This window comes from Nocardioides antri (genome assembly GCF_008373765.1).
Lineage (GTDB): Bacteria > Actinomycetota > Actinomycetes > Propionibacteriales > Nocardioidaceae > Nocardioides > Nocardioides antri.
The window spans coordinates 25864-41659 of sequence record NZ_VUJW01000001.1 but is presented as its reverse complement, the minus strand read 5'-3'; the positions used below and the strand labels follow the sequence as shown (position 1 = coordinate 41659).

Below are 15796 nucleotides of genomic sequence, written 5' to 3'. Positions count from 1 at the left end.
TGCACACGCAACACCAAACAACCAAGGAGATCGAAAGTGCGTAGTCCAAGAAGGCGGCTGACCGCCCTGACGTCGGTCGCGGCGGGCATGACGCTCACGCTCACCGCGTGCGGCGGCGGCAGCATCGCCGAGGAGACCGAGGCCAACGAGGAGCGGGCCGCCGAGTTCGGCGACTGCGGCGACATCAACATGGCGATCAACCCGTGGGTCGGCTACGAGGCGAGCGCCTACGTCGTCGGGCACGTCGCCGAGGAGACCCTCGGCTGCAAGGTCACCTACAAGGACCTGAAGGAGGACGTCGCCTGGCAGGGCTTCGGCACCGGCGACGTCGACGTCGTGATCGAGGACTGGGGCCACCCGGACCTGGAGAAGAAGTTCTTCGCCGAGCAGGGCGACGGCAGCGCGATGGACGGCGGTCCCAACGGCAACGTCGGCGTCATCGGCTGGTACGTCCCGCCGTGGCTGGCCGAGGAGCACCCGGAGGTCCTCGACTGGGAGAACCTCAACGACTTCGCCGAGGAGTTCGCCACGTCCGAGACGGGTGACAAGGGCCAGTTCCTGGGCGCGGACCCGTCGTACGTCCAGTTCGACGAGGCGATCATCAGCAACCTGGGCCTCGACTTCGAGGTCGTCTTCTCCGGCAGCGAGGCGGCGAGCATCACCGCCTTCCAGCAGGCGGAGAAGAACAAGGAGTTCCTGATCGGCTACTTCTACGAGCCGCAGTGGCTGTTCGCCGAGCTCCCGCTGGCCAAGGTGGCGCTGCCGCCCTTCGAGGAGGGCTGCCAGGACGACCCGGCCGAGGTGGACTGCGACTATCCCGAGACCGTGCTGAAGAAGATCCTCTCGACCTCCTGGGTCGAGGAGGGCGGTCCCGGCGTCGAGCTGGTCCAGAACTTCGAGTGGACCAACGAGGACCAGAACCAGGTCGCCAAGTACATCTCCGAGGACGGCATGTCCCCTGAGGACGCGGCCGCCCTGTGGGTCGAGGAGAACCCCGACAAGGTCGAGGCCTGGCTTCCCCAGTGACCTGAGCGGACGTCCGTCCGACGAAGGACCAGCACGCGCCCGGCCGGGCATCGACTCCCGGCCGGGCGCGAGGCTTTTCGTCCGCACCGGCCCGGTGCCGGACCGGTCGGCTCAGGCCGCAACGGGTTCCCTCGTCTCGGCCTGGGCGATCTCGACCGCGGCAGCGGCCCGACGCCGCGGCCACCACGCGGGGTTGCCGCGCCCCTGGCCGCCCAGCGCCGCCGAGACCCGGTCGAGGTACATCGCGAGGATGACGACCGCGAGACCGCCCTCGATGGACGCGCCGATCTGGAGGCTTTGGACGGCGTTGACGACGATGCTGCCGAGGCCGCCGCCGCCGACCAGTCCCGCCACGACCACCATCGACAGAGCCAGCATGATGACCTGGTTGACGCCCGCCATGATCGTCGCCTTCGCGAGCGGCAGCTGCACCTCGCGCAGGACCTCCCACCGAGACGCGCCGAAGGCGATGGACGCCTCCACCGTCTCGGCGTCGACCTGCCGGATCCCGAGCTGGGTCAGGCGCACGGCCGGCGGTGCCGCGAAGACGATCGTCGCGATCACCCCGGGGACCGGGCCGATGCCGAAGAACAGCACCGTGGGCAGCAGGTAGACGAAGACGGGAATCGTCTGCATGAAGTCGAGCAGCGGCGTCACGACGGCGCGCACGACGGAGTTGAATGCCGCCCAGATGCCGATCGGGATCCCCACGGCCAGGGCGACCGCCGTCGCGACCAGCACGGTCGCCATGCTCTCCATGGTGTCGAACCACAGGTCCATGGACTCGATCAGCAGCAGCCCGACCGCCAGCACCGCGGTGACGCCGACCCGGCGGGTCGCGAGCAGGGCGACGGCCACCAGGATCGCGATCATGGCGAGCGGCTGCAGGGCGGCGAGGACCTCGTAGGTCAACCGCAGCAGGTCGGTCATGACCCGCTGGACGAGGTCGAAGAAGCCACCGAAGTGCTCGCGCAGGTAGGTGATGAGCTCTTCGCCTCGCTCACCGATCTTGAAGTCAGGCATGAGCGGCCTCCCGGGCGCTGGAAAGGGCGGACAGGATGGCGGCGCGGGGCACGACGCCCGCCAGGCGACCGTCCGGGTCGACGACGGTGATCGGCACGAGGTGGCGGCCGGCATGGTGCATGAAGTCGCCGACGACCGCGTCGGGCTCGACGGGGTGGTAGTCACTGGTCACCACGGCTGACAGGTCCCGTCGCCTCGCGTTGACCGCACTGTGCAGGTCCGTGTCGGACACGACACCGACCAGTCGTCCGTCGCCGTCGATCACGAAGGCGCCGTTGGCCTCGTTGTCGGCAAGCTTGCGCAGCGCGACCTCGGGGAGCTCTTCGACGTCGAGGCTCAGCAGCGCCGGCCGCAGCAGGTCCCGTGCGGTGAGCACCCGGGCCCGATCGACGTCGGACACGAACTCGCTCACGTAGGTGTCCGCCGGCCTGGCGACGATGTCGATGCCCGGCCCGACCTGGACGACCCTTCCGTCGCGCATCACCATGATCTGGTCACCGATCCGCATGGCCTCGTTGAGGTCGTGGGTCACGAACACCGTCGTACGCCGGTCCTCCGCCTGCAGCCCGGCCAACAGGTCCTGCATGTCACGCCGGATCAGCGGGTCGAGCGCCGAGAAGGGCTCGTCCATCAGCAGGATCGGCGGGTCGACGGCCAGGGCCCGGGCGAGACCGACGCGCTGGCGCATCCCGCCCGAGAGCTCGTGGGGGAACTTGTCACCCTTCCCGCCCAGGCCGACGCGGGCGAGGGCCGCGTCGGCGCGCTCGAGGCGTTCGGTCCTGGGCGTCCCGCGGACCTTCAGCCCGTAGGCGGCGTTGTCCCGCACGGTCCGATGGGGGAAGAGCGAGAAGTGCTGGAACACCATGCCGATCTTCTTGTTGCGCAGCTCGCGAAGTCGCGCCTTCGGCGCGGTCACGATGTCCTCGCCGTCGATGAGGAGCTCACCCGAGGTGGGCTCGTTGAGCCGGTTGATCATCCGCAGCAGCGTCGACTTCCCGGACCCCGATAGGCCCATCACGACGAACATCTCGCCCTCGCGGACCTTGAAGCTGACGTCGTGGGCTCCCAGGAACCCGCCTTCAGCCGCGACGGCCGCGGCGGGGTCAGTCGCCGCGAGCGCCTTGGCCGCCTTGCGCTCGCTGATGCCGTACGCCTTCGTCAGGTGGCGCCCGACGATGGCGAAGCGTTCGCCGTCGTCGGCATGAGCGACGTTGCCGGCGGTCATCCGAAGACCACCGCCTCGGCGTCCTCGCCGTCGGCGGACTTCACGCCCTCGAGGAAGGTCTTCACCTTGTCCGGGTTCGCCTCGATCCACGCGCTGGCGATGTCGCTGATCTTCATGCCTGCCTTGTCGTGGTCGTAGTAGAACTGGCCCGTCTCCTCGGTGGTGAAGGCGAGGTTCGCGAGGAACGTGGCGATGTCGGGGGCCTCGTCGGCGAACCCGGAGCGCATCACGGTGCGGATCTGCCCTCCCCCGCCCCACACGCCCTCGGGGTCCTCGAGGAACACGGTCTCGAACTCGACCGTCATCCAGTGCGGGCTCCAGCCGAGGAAGGCGATCGCGTCACCGTCCTTGACGGCCTTGTCGACCTGGGTCAGCATCGCCGGCGTGCCGCTCTCGACCAAGGTCCAGTCGCCGAGCCCGTAGGCGTCGTCGTCGATCGCGGCCTGGATCGTCTCGTTGCCGGGTGAGCCGGGCTCGATCCCGTAGATCTTGCGGTCGAACTCCTCCGCGTGCTCGTCGAGATCCGCGAGCGAGGAGATGCCGAGGTCCTCGGCGACGGCTCCCGGCACGGCCGGCCCGTACTGCGTACCGGTGAGCAGCTCCTCGTTGACGACCTCGATCTGGCCGCTGTCGATGAGGCTGCCGTAGGTGGGCTCCTGGGAGGGCCACCAGTTCCCGAGGTAGGCGTCGGCGTCACCCGTGACCAGCGCCTGCGCGCCGAGCTCCACGGACACCGACTCGATCGACGCGGTGTAGCCGAGCTCGTCGAGCAGCTGCCGGGCGATCTCGTTCTCGACCTGCAGGTCGACCCACGGCTGCTCGATCAACGTGACGGAGCCGGGACCGCCTCCGTCGTCCTTCGCGGCGAAGTCGTCGCCCTTCTGCGCGTCGGACGCGCAGCCCGTGGCAAGGGCGGCGACGCACACCGCCGCGAGGACGAGGGTCGATGACGAACGGATCGATCTCATGATGTAGCTCCTGGAAGTCTTGGCGGCCCGGAAGATCCGAAGAAGGCGGATGCGGACGCCGTCATCGTGACACCACTCACACTCGGAATTGGAGGGTGGAGGGTCCAGAGACTTAGACCAGCCGCCTAACTGCCACATAGACACTGTCTATGAGTTGCCGGGGCCGGCCTGTCCGTAGAGATCGCTCCCCACGGCGAGGAAGTGCTCGCCCAGGCTGTTGAGCCGGCCGGCCCGCCACAGCAGGTGCACGGACGCGCGGGTGGCCTGCGTCAGCCTCACCACCCGGGCCCCCTTGGCCGCGGCGTCCGAGGCGAGACCTTCGGGAAGCAGGGCGGCGCCTGCCCCCGCGAGCACGAGCGGGATCACCGATGCCAGGTGGGCTGTCTCGACGGCGACCTCGTCCGGCAGTCCCGCCAGCTCGAGCTGCTCGTCGAGCAACGCGCGCAGCGGTGTGCCCTTGGGTGTGCTGATCAGGCCGAGGCGAGCCAGGTCCCCCACGGTCATCGACAGCGCGGACAACGACGGCTGGCTGGGGAGCACGGCGACCAGCTCGTGGTCGACGAGCCAACGACTGGCGAGGGCTCCTCCCGGAGGAGTGCCGTCGAGCAGCCCGAAGTCCGCCTCGCCCGACCGGACCGCGTCCAGCACCTCGGAGCGCGACAGGGGGTCGGCGACCGTGAACTGGACCGCGGGGTGGACCCGGCGGAACTCACCGATCATCCCGACGAGCGGCTCGATCGCCCACAGCGTTCCCGAGATGATCGACAGCCGACCGAAGCCGGCGTCGGCGACGCTCCGGACGGACCCCTTCGCGAGGATGAACGACCGCAGGACCCGCCGGGCCGGCTCGATCAGGGCCTCGCCTGCCGGCGTCAGCTTGACGCCTCGCCCCAGCCGCTCGAAGAGCTCGGTGCCGAGCTCGCGCTCGAGCGCTCCGATCGAGTGCGACAAGGACGGCTGCGCGATCATCAGCATCGCAGCGGCGCGGGTGAAGCTCCCCGACTCGGCGACCGCCAGGAAGTACTCGAGGTGCCGCCTCTCCATGGCGTGACTCTAGCCCTCGACAGCCTTCGACGGGCAGACCTCGCATAGACATGGTGAATGGCTCGCATCGGAAACCGGTCTTGGTCCGATCGTCCGAGCCCTTGCTCGGGGAGTTGGGCCCCTGCCACCGTCGAAGACGCCGCGCTCCGCGTCCGCGGCCCCGCCCCGTTCAGTCGAGCTCTTCCCGAGGAGTCCCCATCCATGACCCGTTTCCACGCCGGGCGCCACGTCCTTCCCGAGCCCGACCGGGCACAGGTCGTCACCACGGCGCTCGGCGTCGAGAGCCAGACCGCCGCTTTCGATCCCGTCCGCCCCACCGCACCACCTGACGGCGCGCCGAACGTGGTGATCGTCGTCATGGACGACCTGGGCTTCGGGACCTCGAGCGCGTTCGGCGGACCGTGCGCCATGCCCGCTGCCGACGCGCTCGCCCGGGGCGGGCTGCGCTACTCGCGCTTCCACGTCACCGCGCTCTGCTCGCCGACACGTCAGGCGCTGATGACGGGTCGGAACCACCACTCGGTCGGGATGGGCGGGACCACGGAGATGGCGACGTCGGCGCCGGGCTACAACGGCTTCCGCCCCCGCTCGGCCGCGACGCTGGCCCAGATCCTGCAGGGCAACGGCTACAGCACCGCCGCCTTCGGGAAGTGGCACCAGACCCCTCCCCGGGAGATCAGCGCGGTCGGCCCCTTCGACCGCTGGCCGACCGGCGAGGGTTTCGACACCTTCTACGGCTTCATGGGTGCGGAGATGAACCACTGGCACCCGCTGCTGTACGACGGCACCACGCCGGTGGAGCCGACCCGGCGCCCCGAGGACGGCTACCACCTGTCCGAGGACCTGGCCGACCGGGCGATCGACTGGGTGCGGACCCAGCGCACCCTCACCCCGGACCGCCCGTTCTTCACCTATCTGGCCTTCGGCGCCTCCCATGCGCCGCTCCACGTCGCCCCCGAGTGGCAGGAGAAGTACCGCGGCCGCTTCGACCACGGCTGGGACGAGCAGCGCGCGCGCACCCTGGCTCAGCAGAAGCAGATCGGCGTGGTGCCTGCCGACACCGAGCTCGCGCGCTGGGCCGACAACGTCCCGCACTGGGACGAGCTGTCGGAGACCCAGCGTCGGCTGGCGAGCCGGTTCATGGAGACCTTCGCCGGCTTCACCGAGCACGCCGACCACCAGGTGGGGCGGTTCGTCGCTGCTCTCGAGGAGCTGGGCGAGCTCGACAACACGCTGTTCATCTACCTGCTCGGCGACAACGGCGCGTCCGGCGAGGGCGGCATCGAGGGCACCACCGTCGAGCACCGCCTCGGCCACGGGATCGTCGACGACCCGGAGGCGATGCTCGCCGACCTCGATCGCATCGGCGGTCCCGAGACCTATCCGATCGCCCCGGTCGGGTGGGCGCTGGCGCTGAACACGCCGTTCCAGTGGACCAAGCAGGTCGCCTCCCACTTCGGAGGGACCCGGGACGGACTGATCGTGCACTGGCCCGCCGGCGTCCCCGACGGAGGAGCCGTCCGGCACCAGTTCCACCACGTCATCGACATCCTGCCCACGGTGCTCGACTGCGCCGGCATCCCGCAGCCGACCACGGTGGCCGGTGTCGACCAGCAGCCGGTCGAGGGCACGAGCATGCGCTACACGTTCGCGGACGCCGACGCGGCCGACCGGCGTCGTACGCAGTACTTCGAGATGTGCGGCAACCGCGGCATCTACCACGAGGGCTGGATGGCGGTGACCCGCCACGGCATCCCCTGGGAGATGATCCCCGAGGGCGGCCGGTCGTTCAGCGACGACGTGTGGGAGCTCTACCACGTCGACACCGACTTCTCGCAGGCCCACGACCTGGCCGGCGACCACCCGGAGCGACTGCGCGAGCTGCAGGACCTGTTCCTCATCGAGGCGGCGAAGTACAACGTCTTCCCTCTCGACCCGCGGGTGACCGAGCGCGAGAACCCCACCCTGGCCGGCCGGATCGACCTGCTCGGCGACCGGCAGTCCGTCACCTACCGCGGCGGCATGCGGCGCTTCACGGAGGAGACCACGCCGAACGTCAAGAACAGGTCGCACAGCATCACCGCCGATGTCGAGATCCCCCCGACCGGCGCGGGCGGCGTCATCGTGGCGCAGGGCGGGCGGTTCGGCGGGTGGTCCCTGTACTGCGCCGAGGGCCGGGTCCGGTACGCCTACAACTACTTCGACCTGGTCCACTTCATCGTCGGCTCCGACGATGAGCTCAGCCCGGGGCGCCACGAGGTCCGGATGGAGTTCCACTACGACGGTGGCGGCCACGGGCTCGGCGGAGACGTCGCCCTGGTCGTCGACGGCACCAAGGTGGCGGACGGTCGGGTGGAGCAGACGATCCCGTACTACTTCTCCTTCGACGAGACCCTCGACGTGGGCGTCGACCTCGGCACCCCGGTGAGCGAGGACTATCCGGCCGTCGACAACGCGTTCACGGGTACCGTGCACACGGTGCGGATCGACCTCGACGGCCCGACCCCGCCGAGCAGCCCCGCGGAGGAAGCCCAGCGCCGCCAACGGGTGTACGTCTCCCAGTAGGGCACGGAGGACCACGATGCACGCCTGTTGCGCCCCTTCCGCTCCGCGTCCCGCTGGCGACACCCGCTCGGCCCCGGCCACGAAGGCCTCCTCCGCCGCCGGCTCCACGCCGGACGGGCTGGTCCGGCTCGACGGAGGGACCTTCCGGATGGGGTCCGCCGACGCGGACGTGAACCGCGCGGACGGCGAGGGTCCCGTGCGGGAGGTGACGCTCTCGCCGTTCTGGATCGGTCGGCACACCGTCACCAACGCGGAGTTCGCCGAGTTCGTCGAGGCGACCGGCTACCGGACCGGAGCAGAGCAGTTCGGCTGGTCCTACGTCTTCGCCGCGTTCCTGCCCTCGCACCTGCGACGCGGGGCTCAACGCCCCGACGCCGCCCCGTGGTGGTGCCGGGTCGACGGCGCCTACTGGGCCGCACCGGAGGGAGACGGGAGCAACGTGGACGAACGGATGGACCACCCGGTCGTCCACGTCGACCACGGCGACGCCGCGGCGTACTGCGCCTGGGCCGGCCTGCGGCTGCCGACCGAGGCGGAGTGGGAGTACGCCGCTCGCGGGGGGCTCGAGGGCAAGCGCTATCCGTGGGGGGACGAGCTCACGCCCGACGGTGACCATCGTTGCAACATCTGGCAGGGGAAGTTCCCGGTGCGCAACACCGCCGACGACGGCTACCGCGGCACCGCGCCGGCGGAGAGCTTCGAGCCGAACGGGTTCGGCCTCTACTGCGTGGCCGGCAACGTCTGGGAGTGGTGCGCCGACTGGTGGACCACGGAGCACCCAGCGTCCGGTGTGCGGGACCCGCAGGGTCCCGACGGCGGGGAGATGCGCGTCATGCGCGGCGGCTCGTACCTCTGCCACCACTCCTACTGCAACCGCTACCGGGTCGCAGCCCGCACGAACAACGACCCGAGCTCGTGCAGCGGCAACATCGGCTTCCGCTGTGCCAAGGACGCCTGAGAGGAGGAGCAATGGAAGCCGTCGCCGGCCTCGGCTCGCGGATGCGGCGGCGCCTGCTCGGCGGAGACGCCGAGCCGGACCCCCGCTTCACCCTCGCGAACGAGCGAACCTTCCTCGCCTGGATCCGCACCTCGCTGGCGGTCATCGCGGCCGCGGTGGCCACCGACGCGGTCATGGTCGACGTGTGGCCCGACGCCGTCCGGCAGGGCATCGCGGTCCTGCTCCTCGCGGCAGGCACCGCCATCAGTGCGAGCGCAGCCGTCCGCTGGCTCGCGGTCGAGCGCGCCCTCCGCACCGGGCGCCCTCTCCCGCTGTCGCCTTTGGTCCCGATGCTCGCGCTGGTCGTGCTGTTGGGGAGCGCCGGTGCGCTGGGGGTGACGATGTGGCAGGACCTGTAGACGGACCGGTGGCGCCGGAGCGCGACTCCGGCCTGCAGCCGGAGCGCACCAGCCTGGCCTGGAGCCGAACCATCCTCGGCTACCTGCTGGTGGCCACCGTGTGCCTGAAGGCGGCGCCTCTGAGCGGCGCGTCCGCGGTCGTCTCCGCCGTCGCGTTCCTCGGGGTGGCGGTCGTCGTCGCGCTGCGCCGGGTGCCGCGCTACGCCGGCGACCTGCGGCAGCTGGAGACCGGCCGGACCCGGCCGCCTCTCCTCGACGTGCTCGCTCTCAGCAGCCTGACGGCCGCCCTCGCCGCGCACTGGCTGTGGCACGCGACCCCCTGACGACGAATTTGCTCCGAGATGCCTCTTGACCTCTGGCACTCGTCACGGCAGTCTGTTGCGTATCGCTCAGCGAGTTGTGCATTACGCAAAAGGAGATCCGATGTCCGACCACTCCCCCGACGGCACCGAGTACGTCCTCACGTTGACCTGCCCGGAGGCCCCGGGCATCGTCTTCGCGGTCAGCCGCTTCGTCATGGAGCACGGCGGCAACATCAGCGCCAGCCAGCAGTTCGACGACCGGCTCACCGACCGCTTCTTCATGCGCGTCCAGTTCCGGCTCGACGGCGTGGACGCCGAGCAGCTCCGCCAGGAGTTCGCTCCGGTCGCGCGCCAGTTCGCCATGGTGTGGCAGCTGCACGACGTGCGCACCCCGACCCGGACGCTGCTGATGGTCTCCAAGTTCGGGCACTGCCTGAACGACCTGTTGTTCCGTACGTCGACCGGCGCGCTCAACATCGAGATCCCCGCGATCGTGTCCAACCATCGCGACTTCGAGGGGGTCGCGGAGGCCAACGGGATCCCGTTCCACCACATCCCGGTCACCCCGGAGACCAAGCCGGAGGCCGAGGCCCGCCTCCTCGAGCTGGTGGACGAGCTCGACGTCGACCTCGTGGTGCTCGCCCGCTACATGCAGGTGCTGTCCGACGAGCTGTGCGGCAAGCTCGAGGGCCGCGCGATCAACATCCACCACTCGTTCCTGCCGAGCTTCAAGGGCGCCAAGCCCTACCACCAGGCGCACGCCCGCGGGGTCAAGCTGGTCGGCGCGACCGCGCACTACGTCACCGCGGACCTCGACGAGGGACCGATCATCGAGCAGGACGTCGTCCGCGTCGACCACTCGCTCGACCCAGCGGCGATGACATCGGCGGGCCGCGACGTCGAGGCTCAGGTCCTCGCGCGGGCGATCCGCTGGCACAGTGAGCACCGCGTGCTCCTCGACCGCCACCACACCGTCGTCTTCCGCTGACCAACACCCCCACCGCTTCCACTCGCTCGAAGGCCCGACAAGGAGACTCATGCCCGGCACCGTCAAGGGAGTCATCGCCCGCAGCAAGGGAGCCCCGGTCGAGGTCGTCGACATCGTCGTCCCCGACCCCGGCCCCGGTGAGGCGGTCGTCCGGGTGCAGGCCTGCGGCGTGTGCCACACCGACCTGCACTACCGGGAGGGCGGCATCAACGACGAGTTCCCGTTCCTGCTCGGCCACGAGGCGGCGGGCGTCGTCGAGGCGGTCGGCCCCGGCGTCACCGAGGTGGAGCCGGGTGACTTCGTCGTCCTCAACTGGCGCGCGGTCTGCGGCGAGTGCCGGGCGTGCGCCAAGGGCAAGCCGCAGTACTGCTTCGCGACCCACAACGCCGCACAGCCGATGACGCTCACCGACGGCACCCCGCTCTCCCCCGCGCTCGGCATCGGCGCCTTCATCGAGAAGACACTGGTCGCTGCCGGCCAGTGCACCAAGGTCGACCCGCAGGCGCCTGCCAGCGCCGCCGGCCTGCTCGGCTGCGGCGTGATGGCCGGCTTCGGCGCGGCCGTCAACACCGGAGGGGTCAGCCGGGGCGACTCCATCGCGGTGATCGGCTGCGGCGGCGTCGGCAACGCCGCCATCGCCGGTGCGGCTCTCGCCGGTGCCAGCACGATCATCGCCGTGGACGTCGACGACCGGAAGCTCGAGTGGGCCAAGGGCTTCGGCGCCACGCACACCGTGAACTCCCGCGAGGAGGACGCCGTCGAGGCGATCCGCCGGCTCACCGGCGGCTTCGGCGCCGACGTGGTCGTCGACGCGGTGGGCCGCCCCGAGACCTACGAGCAGGCGTTCTACGCCCGCGACCTCGCCGGCACGGTGGTGCTCGTCGGCGTTCCCACGCCCGACCTGCAGGTCACCCTGCCGCTCCTCGACGTCTTCGGCCGCGGCGGCGCCCTCAAGTCCTCCTGGTACGGCGACTGCCTGCCCTCGCGCGACTTCCCGATGCTCGTCGACCTCGCCCAGCAGGGCCGGTTCCCGCTGTCGGACTTCGTCACCGAGACCATCGGTCTCAAGGACGTCGAGGACGCCTTCGAGAAGATGCACAAGGGCGACGTGCTGCGCTCGGTGGTGGAGCTGTGACCGGAGTGCGCTGCGACCAGGTCGTCACGGCCGGCACGTTCAGCCTCGACGGCGGCACCTGGGACGTCGAGAACAACGTCTGGGTGGTCGGTGACGACGACGAGTGCGTGGTCATCGACGCCGCGCACGACGCCAAGCCGATCCTGGAGGCCGTCGCCGGCCGCCGGGTGGGGGCGGTGCTGCTCACCCACGCCCACGACGACCACATCCGCGCCGCGGCAGAGCTGTGCGCGGCGACCGGCGCGCCGTCGTACCTCCACCCGGGCGACCGCGTCCTGTGGGACCGGGTGCACGCGTCCGCCCCGGACCACGAGCTGGCCGACGGCGACGTCTTCGAGGTCGGCGGCGCGCGCCTGCAGACCCTGCACACGCCGGGTCACGCGCCGGGCGCCTGCTGCTTCTACTCCGAGGAGCTCGGGGCGGTGTTCACCGGCGACACGTTGTTCCAGGGAGGTCCCGGTGCCACCGGCCGCTCGTTCAGCGACTTCCCCACGATCATCGACTCGATCCGCGAGAAGCTGCTGACGCTGCCGCCGGGCACGGTGGTGCACACCGGTCACGGTGACGACACCACGGTGGGTGCCGAGGCACCGGACCTCCAGACCTGGATCCAGCGCGGCCACTGACGCTGTCGCTGCAGTCTCGCCGACGTCGACGCCTTCGTCGACGGGATCCGGATCCAAGAGACCGTTCCCGGCTGCCTCGGCCGGACGAAACCGACCGGCACCGAGCGCTGCTCGTGCCCGAGAACCGAACTGCGTAGGAGGACTGCACTCGTGGCGTTTTCGAAGATCCTGGTGGCCAACCGCGGCGAGATCGCGGTGCGCGCCTTCCGGGCGGCGTACGAGATGGGCGCCCGCACCGTTGCCGTCTTCCCCCACGAGGACCGGTGGTCCGAGCACCGGCTCCGGGCGGACGAGGCCTACGAGATCGGCGAGCGCGGGCACCCCGTGCGCGCCTACCTGGACCCGGAGGCGATCGTCGAGGTCGCGCTGCGCTCGGGCGCCGACGCGGTCTACCCGGGCTACGGCTTCCTGTCCGAGAACCCGGCGCTCGCCGAGGCGTGCGCCGACCACGGCATCACGTTCATCGGGCCGGGCGCGGACGTCCTGACCCTCGCCGGCAACAAGGCCAGCGCGGTCGCGGCGGCCCAGGCCGCCGGCGTCCCGACGCTCGCCAGCGTCGCGCCGTCGAAGGATGTCGACGAGCTCATGGCGTCGGCGGCGGAGATGCCCTTCCCGCTGTTCGTGAAGGCCGTGGCCGGCGGCGGCGGCCGCGGCATGCGCCGGGTCGACCGCCGGTCCTCGCTGCGCGAGGCGCTGACGACCTGCATGCGTGAGGCGGAGGGCGCCTTCGGCGACCCGACCGTGTTCATCGAGCAGGCGGTCGTCGACCCACGGCACATCGAGGTGCAGATCCTTGCTGACGGCACGGGCGGCGACGAGGGGACGATTCACCTCTTCGAGCGGGACTGCTCGGTGCAGCGCCGCCACCAGAAAGTCGTCGAGATCGCACCCGCCCCGAACCTCGACCCCGACCTGCGGGACCGGATCTGCGCCGACGCGGTCCGGTTCGCGCGCGAGATCGGCTACCGCAACGCGGGGACGGTGGAGTTCCTCGTCGACCGCGAGGGCCGGCACGTCTTCATCGAGATGAACCCGCGCATCCAGGTCGAGCACACGGTCACCGAGGAGGTCACCGACGTCGACCTGGTGCAGTCGCAGATGCGCATCGCGGCAGGCGAGTCGCTCGCCGACCTCGGGCTGACCCAGGACTCGATCACCCTCCGCGGCGCCGCGCTGCAGTGCCGGATCACGACCGAGGACCCGGCCAACGGCTTTCGGCCCGACACCGGCAAGATCACGTCGTACCGCTCCCCGGGCGGCCCCGGCGTCCGCCTCGACGGCGGCACGACGCACACCGGCGCCGAGGTCTCGGCCCACTTCGACTCGATGCTGGCCAAGCTGACCTGTCGCGGCCGGACCCACGAGCTCGCGGTCGAGAAGGCCCGCCGTGCCCTCGCGGAGTTCCGGATCCGGGGCGTGGCGACGAACCTCGCCTTCCTGCAGGCCGTCCTCACCGATCCCGACTTCGAGAACGGTCGGGTGACCACGAGCTTCATCGAGGACCACCCGCACCTGCTCGGCGCCCGGGCGGGCGGCGACCGGGGCACCAAGCTCCTCAGCTTCCTGGCGGACGTCACGGTCAACCAGCCCCACGGTCCGGCGCCGACGACGCTGGACCCTGCGACGAAGCTGCCGCCGGTTTCCCTGGAGGTGCCGGCGCCGGACGGGTCGCGGCAGGAGCTGCTGCGGCACGGCCCCGATGAGTTCGCGCGCCGGCTGCGGGAGCGGACCGATGTCGCGGTCACCGACACCACCTTCCGCGACGCGCACCAGAGTCTGCTGGCCACCCGGGTCCGGACCCACGACCTGCTCGCGGTGGCCGGACACGTCGCCCGCCTCACCCCTCAGCTGTGGTCCCTGGAGTGCTGGGGCGGGGCGACGTACGACGTCGCGCTGCGGTTCCTCCACGAGGACCCGTGGGAGCGCCTCTCCGCGCTCCGCCAGGCGGTGCCGAACATCTGCCTGCAGATGCTGCTGCGGGGACGCAACACCGTCGGCTACACGCCGTACCCCACCGACGTGACCGACGCCTTCATCGAGGAGGCGGCCGAGACCGGCGTCGACGTGTTCCGGATCTTCGACGCGCTCAACGACGTGGAGCAGATGCGGCCGGCGATCCAGTCCGTGCGGGCGACCGGACGGGCGGTGGCCGAGGTGGCGCTGTGCTACACCGGCGACCTCTCCGACCCCGACGAGAGCCTCTACACGCTGGACTACTACCTGAAGCTGGCCGAGCAGATCGTCGAGGCCGGCGCGCACGTCCTGGCGATCAAGGACATGGCCGGGCTGCTGCGCGCGCCCGCGGCACGCACCCTCGTCACCGCACTGCGCTCGGAGTTCGACCTCCCCGTGCACCTGCACACCCACGACACCTCGGGCGGACAGCTGGCGACCCTGCTGGCCGCGATCGATGCCGGGGTCGACGCCGTCGACGCCGCCTCGGCGGCGCTGGCCGGCACCACCTCCCAGCCCCCGCTGTCGGCGCTGGTCTCCGCGACCGACCGCAGCGATCGGGAGACCGGCCTGTCCCTCGACGCGGTGTGCGCGCTGGAGCCCTACTGGGAGGCCACCCGGCGGCTGTACGCGCCCTTCGAGTCGGGTCTCCCGGCACCGACCGGCCGCGTCTACACCCACGAGATCCCCGGCGGGCAGCTCTCCAACCTGCGGCAGCAGGCGATCACGCTCGGCCTCGGCGAGAAGTTCGAGCAGATCGAGGACATGTACGCCGCGGCCAACCGCATCCTCGGCAACGTCGTCAAGGTCACGCCGTCGTCGAAGGTGGTCGGCGACCTCGCGCTGCACCTGGTGGCGGTCGGCGCCGACCCCGACGAGTTCGGCGCCGAGCCCGAGCGGTTCGACATCCCCGACTCGGTCATCGGCTTCCTGCGCGGCGACCTCGGCGACCCGCCCGGCGGCTGGCCCGAGCCGTTCCGGACCCGCGCGCTCCAGGGACGAACCGGCCCGCCGCCCGAGGTGGCCCTCACCGACGCCCAGCGCAAGGGCCTCGCCGACGACCGTCGTACGACGCTCAACGAGCTCCTCTTCCCCGGCCCCACCCGCGAGTTCGCCGAGTCCCGGGAGCAGTACGGCGACACCTCGGTGCTCCCCACCGTGGACTGGCTGTACGGGCTGCGCGCAGGTGAGGAGCACGAGATCGAGCTCGAGCCCGGGAAGACCCTCCTGCTCGGCCTCGAGGCGATCGGTGAGCCCGACGAGCGCGGCTACCGCACGGTGATGTGCACCATCAACGGGCAGCTCCGGCCGATCACCGTCCGGGACCGGTCGGTCCACGTGGACGCGCCGAGCCAGGAGCGGGCCGACCCCGGCAACCCCGCACACGTGGCAGCGCCCTTCCAGGGCGTCGCCACCGTCGTGGTCGCCGAGGGCGACACCGTCGAGGCCGGCCAGGTCGTCGCCACGATCGAGGCCATGAAGATGGAGGCGTCGATCACGGCTCCGATCGCAGGCACGGTGTCGCGCACGGTGGTCAGCCGGCCGCAGTCGGTCGAAGGTGGAGACCTGCTGCTGGTGCTGTGAC

At 70.9% G+C, this 15796-nt stretch carries 13 protein-coding genes; 9 read left to right on the top strand and 4 right to left on the bottom strand.

From position 1 onward, the window contains the following. Positions 1–36: 36 nt before the first annotated feature. The gene (locus F0U47_RS00205; protein ID WP_149748308.1) at positions 37–1026 is read left to right on the top strand and encodes an ABC transporter substrate-binding protein; all 990 of its coding nucleotides are present in this window, start codon (positions 37–39) and stop codon (positions 1024–1026) included. Between the two features lie 111 nt (positions 1027–1137). Here the strand turns inward: F0U47_RS00205 and F0U47_RS00200 are convergent, their stop codons facing one another. From F0U47_RS00200 to F0U47_RS00185, 4 genes are all read right to left on the bottom strand, one after another. Then, positions 1138–2049, bottom strand: a complete 912-nt coding sequence (locus F0U47_RS00200) for an ABC transporter permease (protein WP_149748307.1) — start codon at positions 2047–2049, stop codon at positions 1138–1140. After that, entirely contained in the window at positions 2042–3274 is a 1233-nt protein-coding gene (locus F0U47_RS00195) for a quaternary amine ABC transporter ATP-binding protein (RefSeq protein WP_149748306.1), read from the bottom strand. The genes F0U47_RS00200 and F0U47_RS00195 overlap by 8 nt, the downstream gene beginning before the upstream one ends. Next, positions 3271–4242 carry an ABC transporter substrate-binding protein gene (locus F0U47_RS00190; protein ID WP_188111101.1) on the bottom strand — a complete coding sequence of 324 codons (972 nt, stop codon included), beginning with the start codon at positions 4240–4242 and terminating at the stop codon, positions 3271–3273. Before F0U47_RS00190 ends, F0U47_RS00195 begins: the two co-directional genes overlap by 4 nt. A gap of 147 nt (positions 4243–4389) precedes the next feature. Continuing rightward, positions 4390–5286, bottom strand: a complete 897-nt coding sequence (locus F0U47_RS00185; protein ID WP_149748304.1) for a LysR family transcriptional regulator — start codon at positions 5284–5286, stop codon at positions 4390–4392. A 201-nt stretch (positions 5287–5487) separates the two neighbouring features. On the opposite strand from F0U47_RS00185, the gene F0U47_RS00180 reads away from it, so the two are divergent. From F0U47_RS00180 to F0U47_RS00145, 8 genes are all read left to right on the top strand, one after another. Then, on the top strand, positions 5488–7851 hold the full coding sequence (locus F0U47_RS00180) for an arylsulfatase (protein WP_149748303.1): 2364 nt from the start codon (positions 5488–5490) through the stop codon (positions 7849–7851). Positions 7852–7867: 16 nt separating this feature from the next. Further along, the gene (locus F0U47_RS00175) at positions 7868–8809 is read left to right on the top strand and encodes a formylglycine-generating enzyme family protein (protein ID WP_149748302.1); all 942 of its coding nucleotides are present in this window, start codon (positions 7868–7870) and stop codon (positions 8807–8809) included. A gap of 11 nt (positions 8810–8820) precedes the next feature. Further along, complete coding sequence (locus F0U47_RS00170; protein ID WP_149748301.1) at positions 8821–9207, top strand: YidH family protein; 387 nt, start codon at positions 8821–8823, stop codon at positions 9205–9207. Continuing rightward, complete coding sequence (locus F0U47_RS00165; protein WP_149748300.1) at positions 9192–9530, top strand: DUF202 domain-containing protein; 339 nt, start codon at positions 9192–9194, stop codon at positions 9528–9530. Before F0U47_RS00170 ends, F0U47_RS00165 begins: the two co-directional genes overlap by 16 nt. Positions 9531–9630: 100 nt before the next feature. Further along, a complete protein-coding gene (gene purU / locus F0U47_RS00160) occupies positions 9631–10497 on the top strand; it encodes a formyltetrahydrofolate deformylase (RefSeq protein ID WP_149748299.1) in 867 nt (288 codons plus the stop codon). Between the two features lie 49 nt (positions 10498–10546). Then, positions 10547–11632, top strand: coding sequence for an S-(hydroxymethyl)mycothiol dehydrogenase (locus tag F0U47_RS00155; RefSeq protein ID WP_149748298.1), 1086 nt, complete (start codon positions 10547–10549; stop codon positions 11630–11632). Then, positions 11629–12258: an MBL fold metallo-hydrolase gene (locus F0U47_RS00150; protein WP_149748297.1), complete on the top strand. Its 630-nt coding sequence runs from the start codon at positions 11629–11631 to the stop codon at positions 12256–12258. The genes F0U47_RS00155 and F0U47_RS00150 overlap by 4 nt, the downstream gene beginning before the upstream one ends. A gap of 150 nt (positions 12259–12408) precedes the next feature. Next, positions 12409–15795, top strand: a complete 3387-nt coding sequence (locus F0U47_RS00145) for a pyruvate carboxylase (RefSeq protein ID WP_149748296.1) — start codon at positions 12409–12411, stop codon at positions 15793–15795. Position 15796 lies beyond the last annotated feature (1 nt).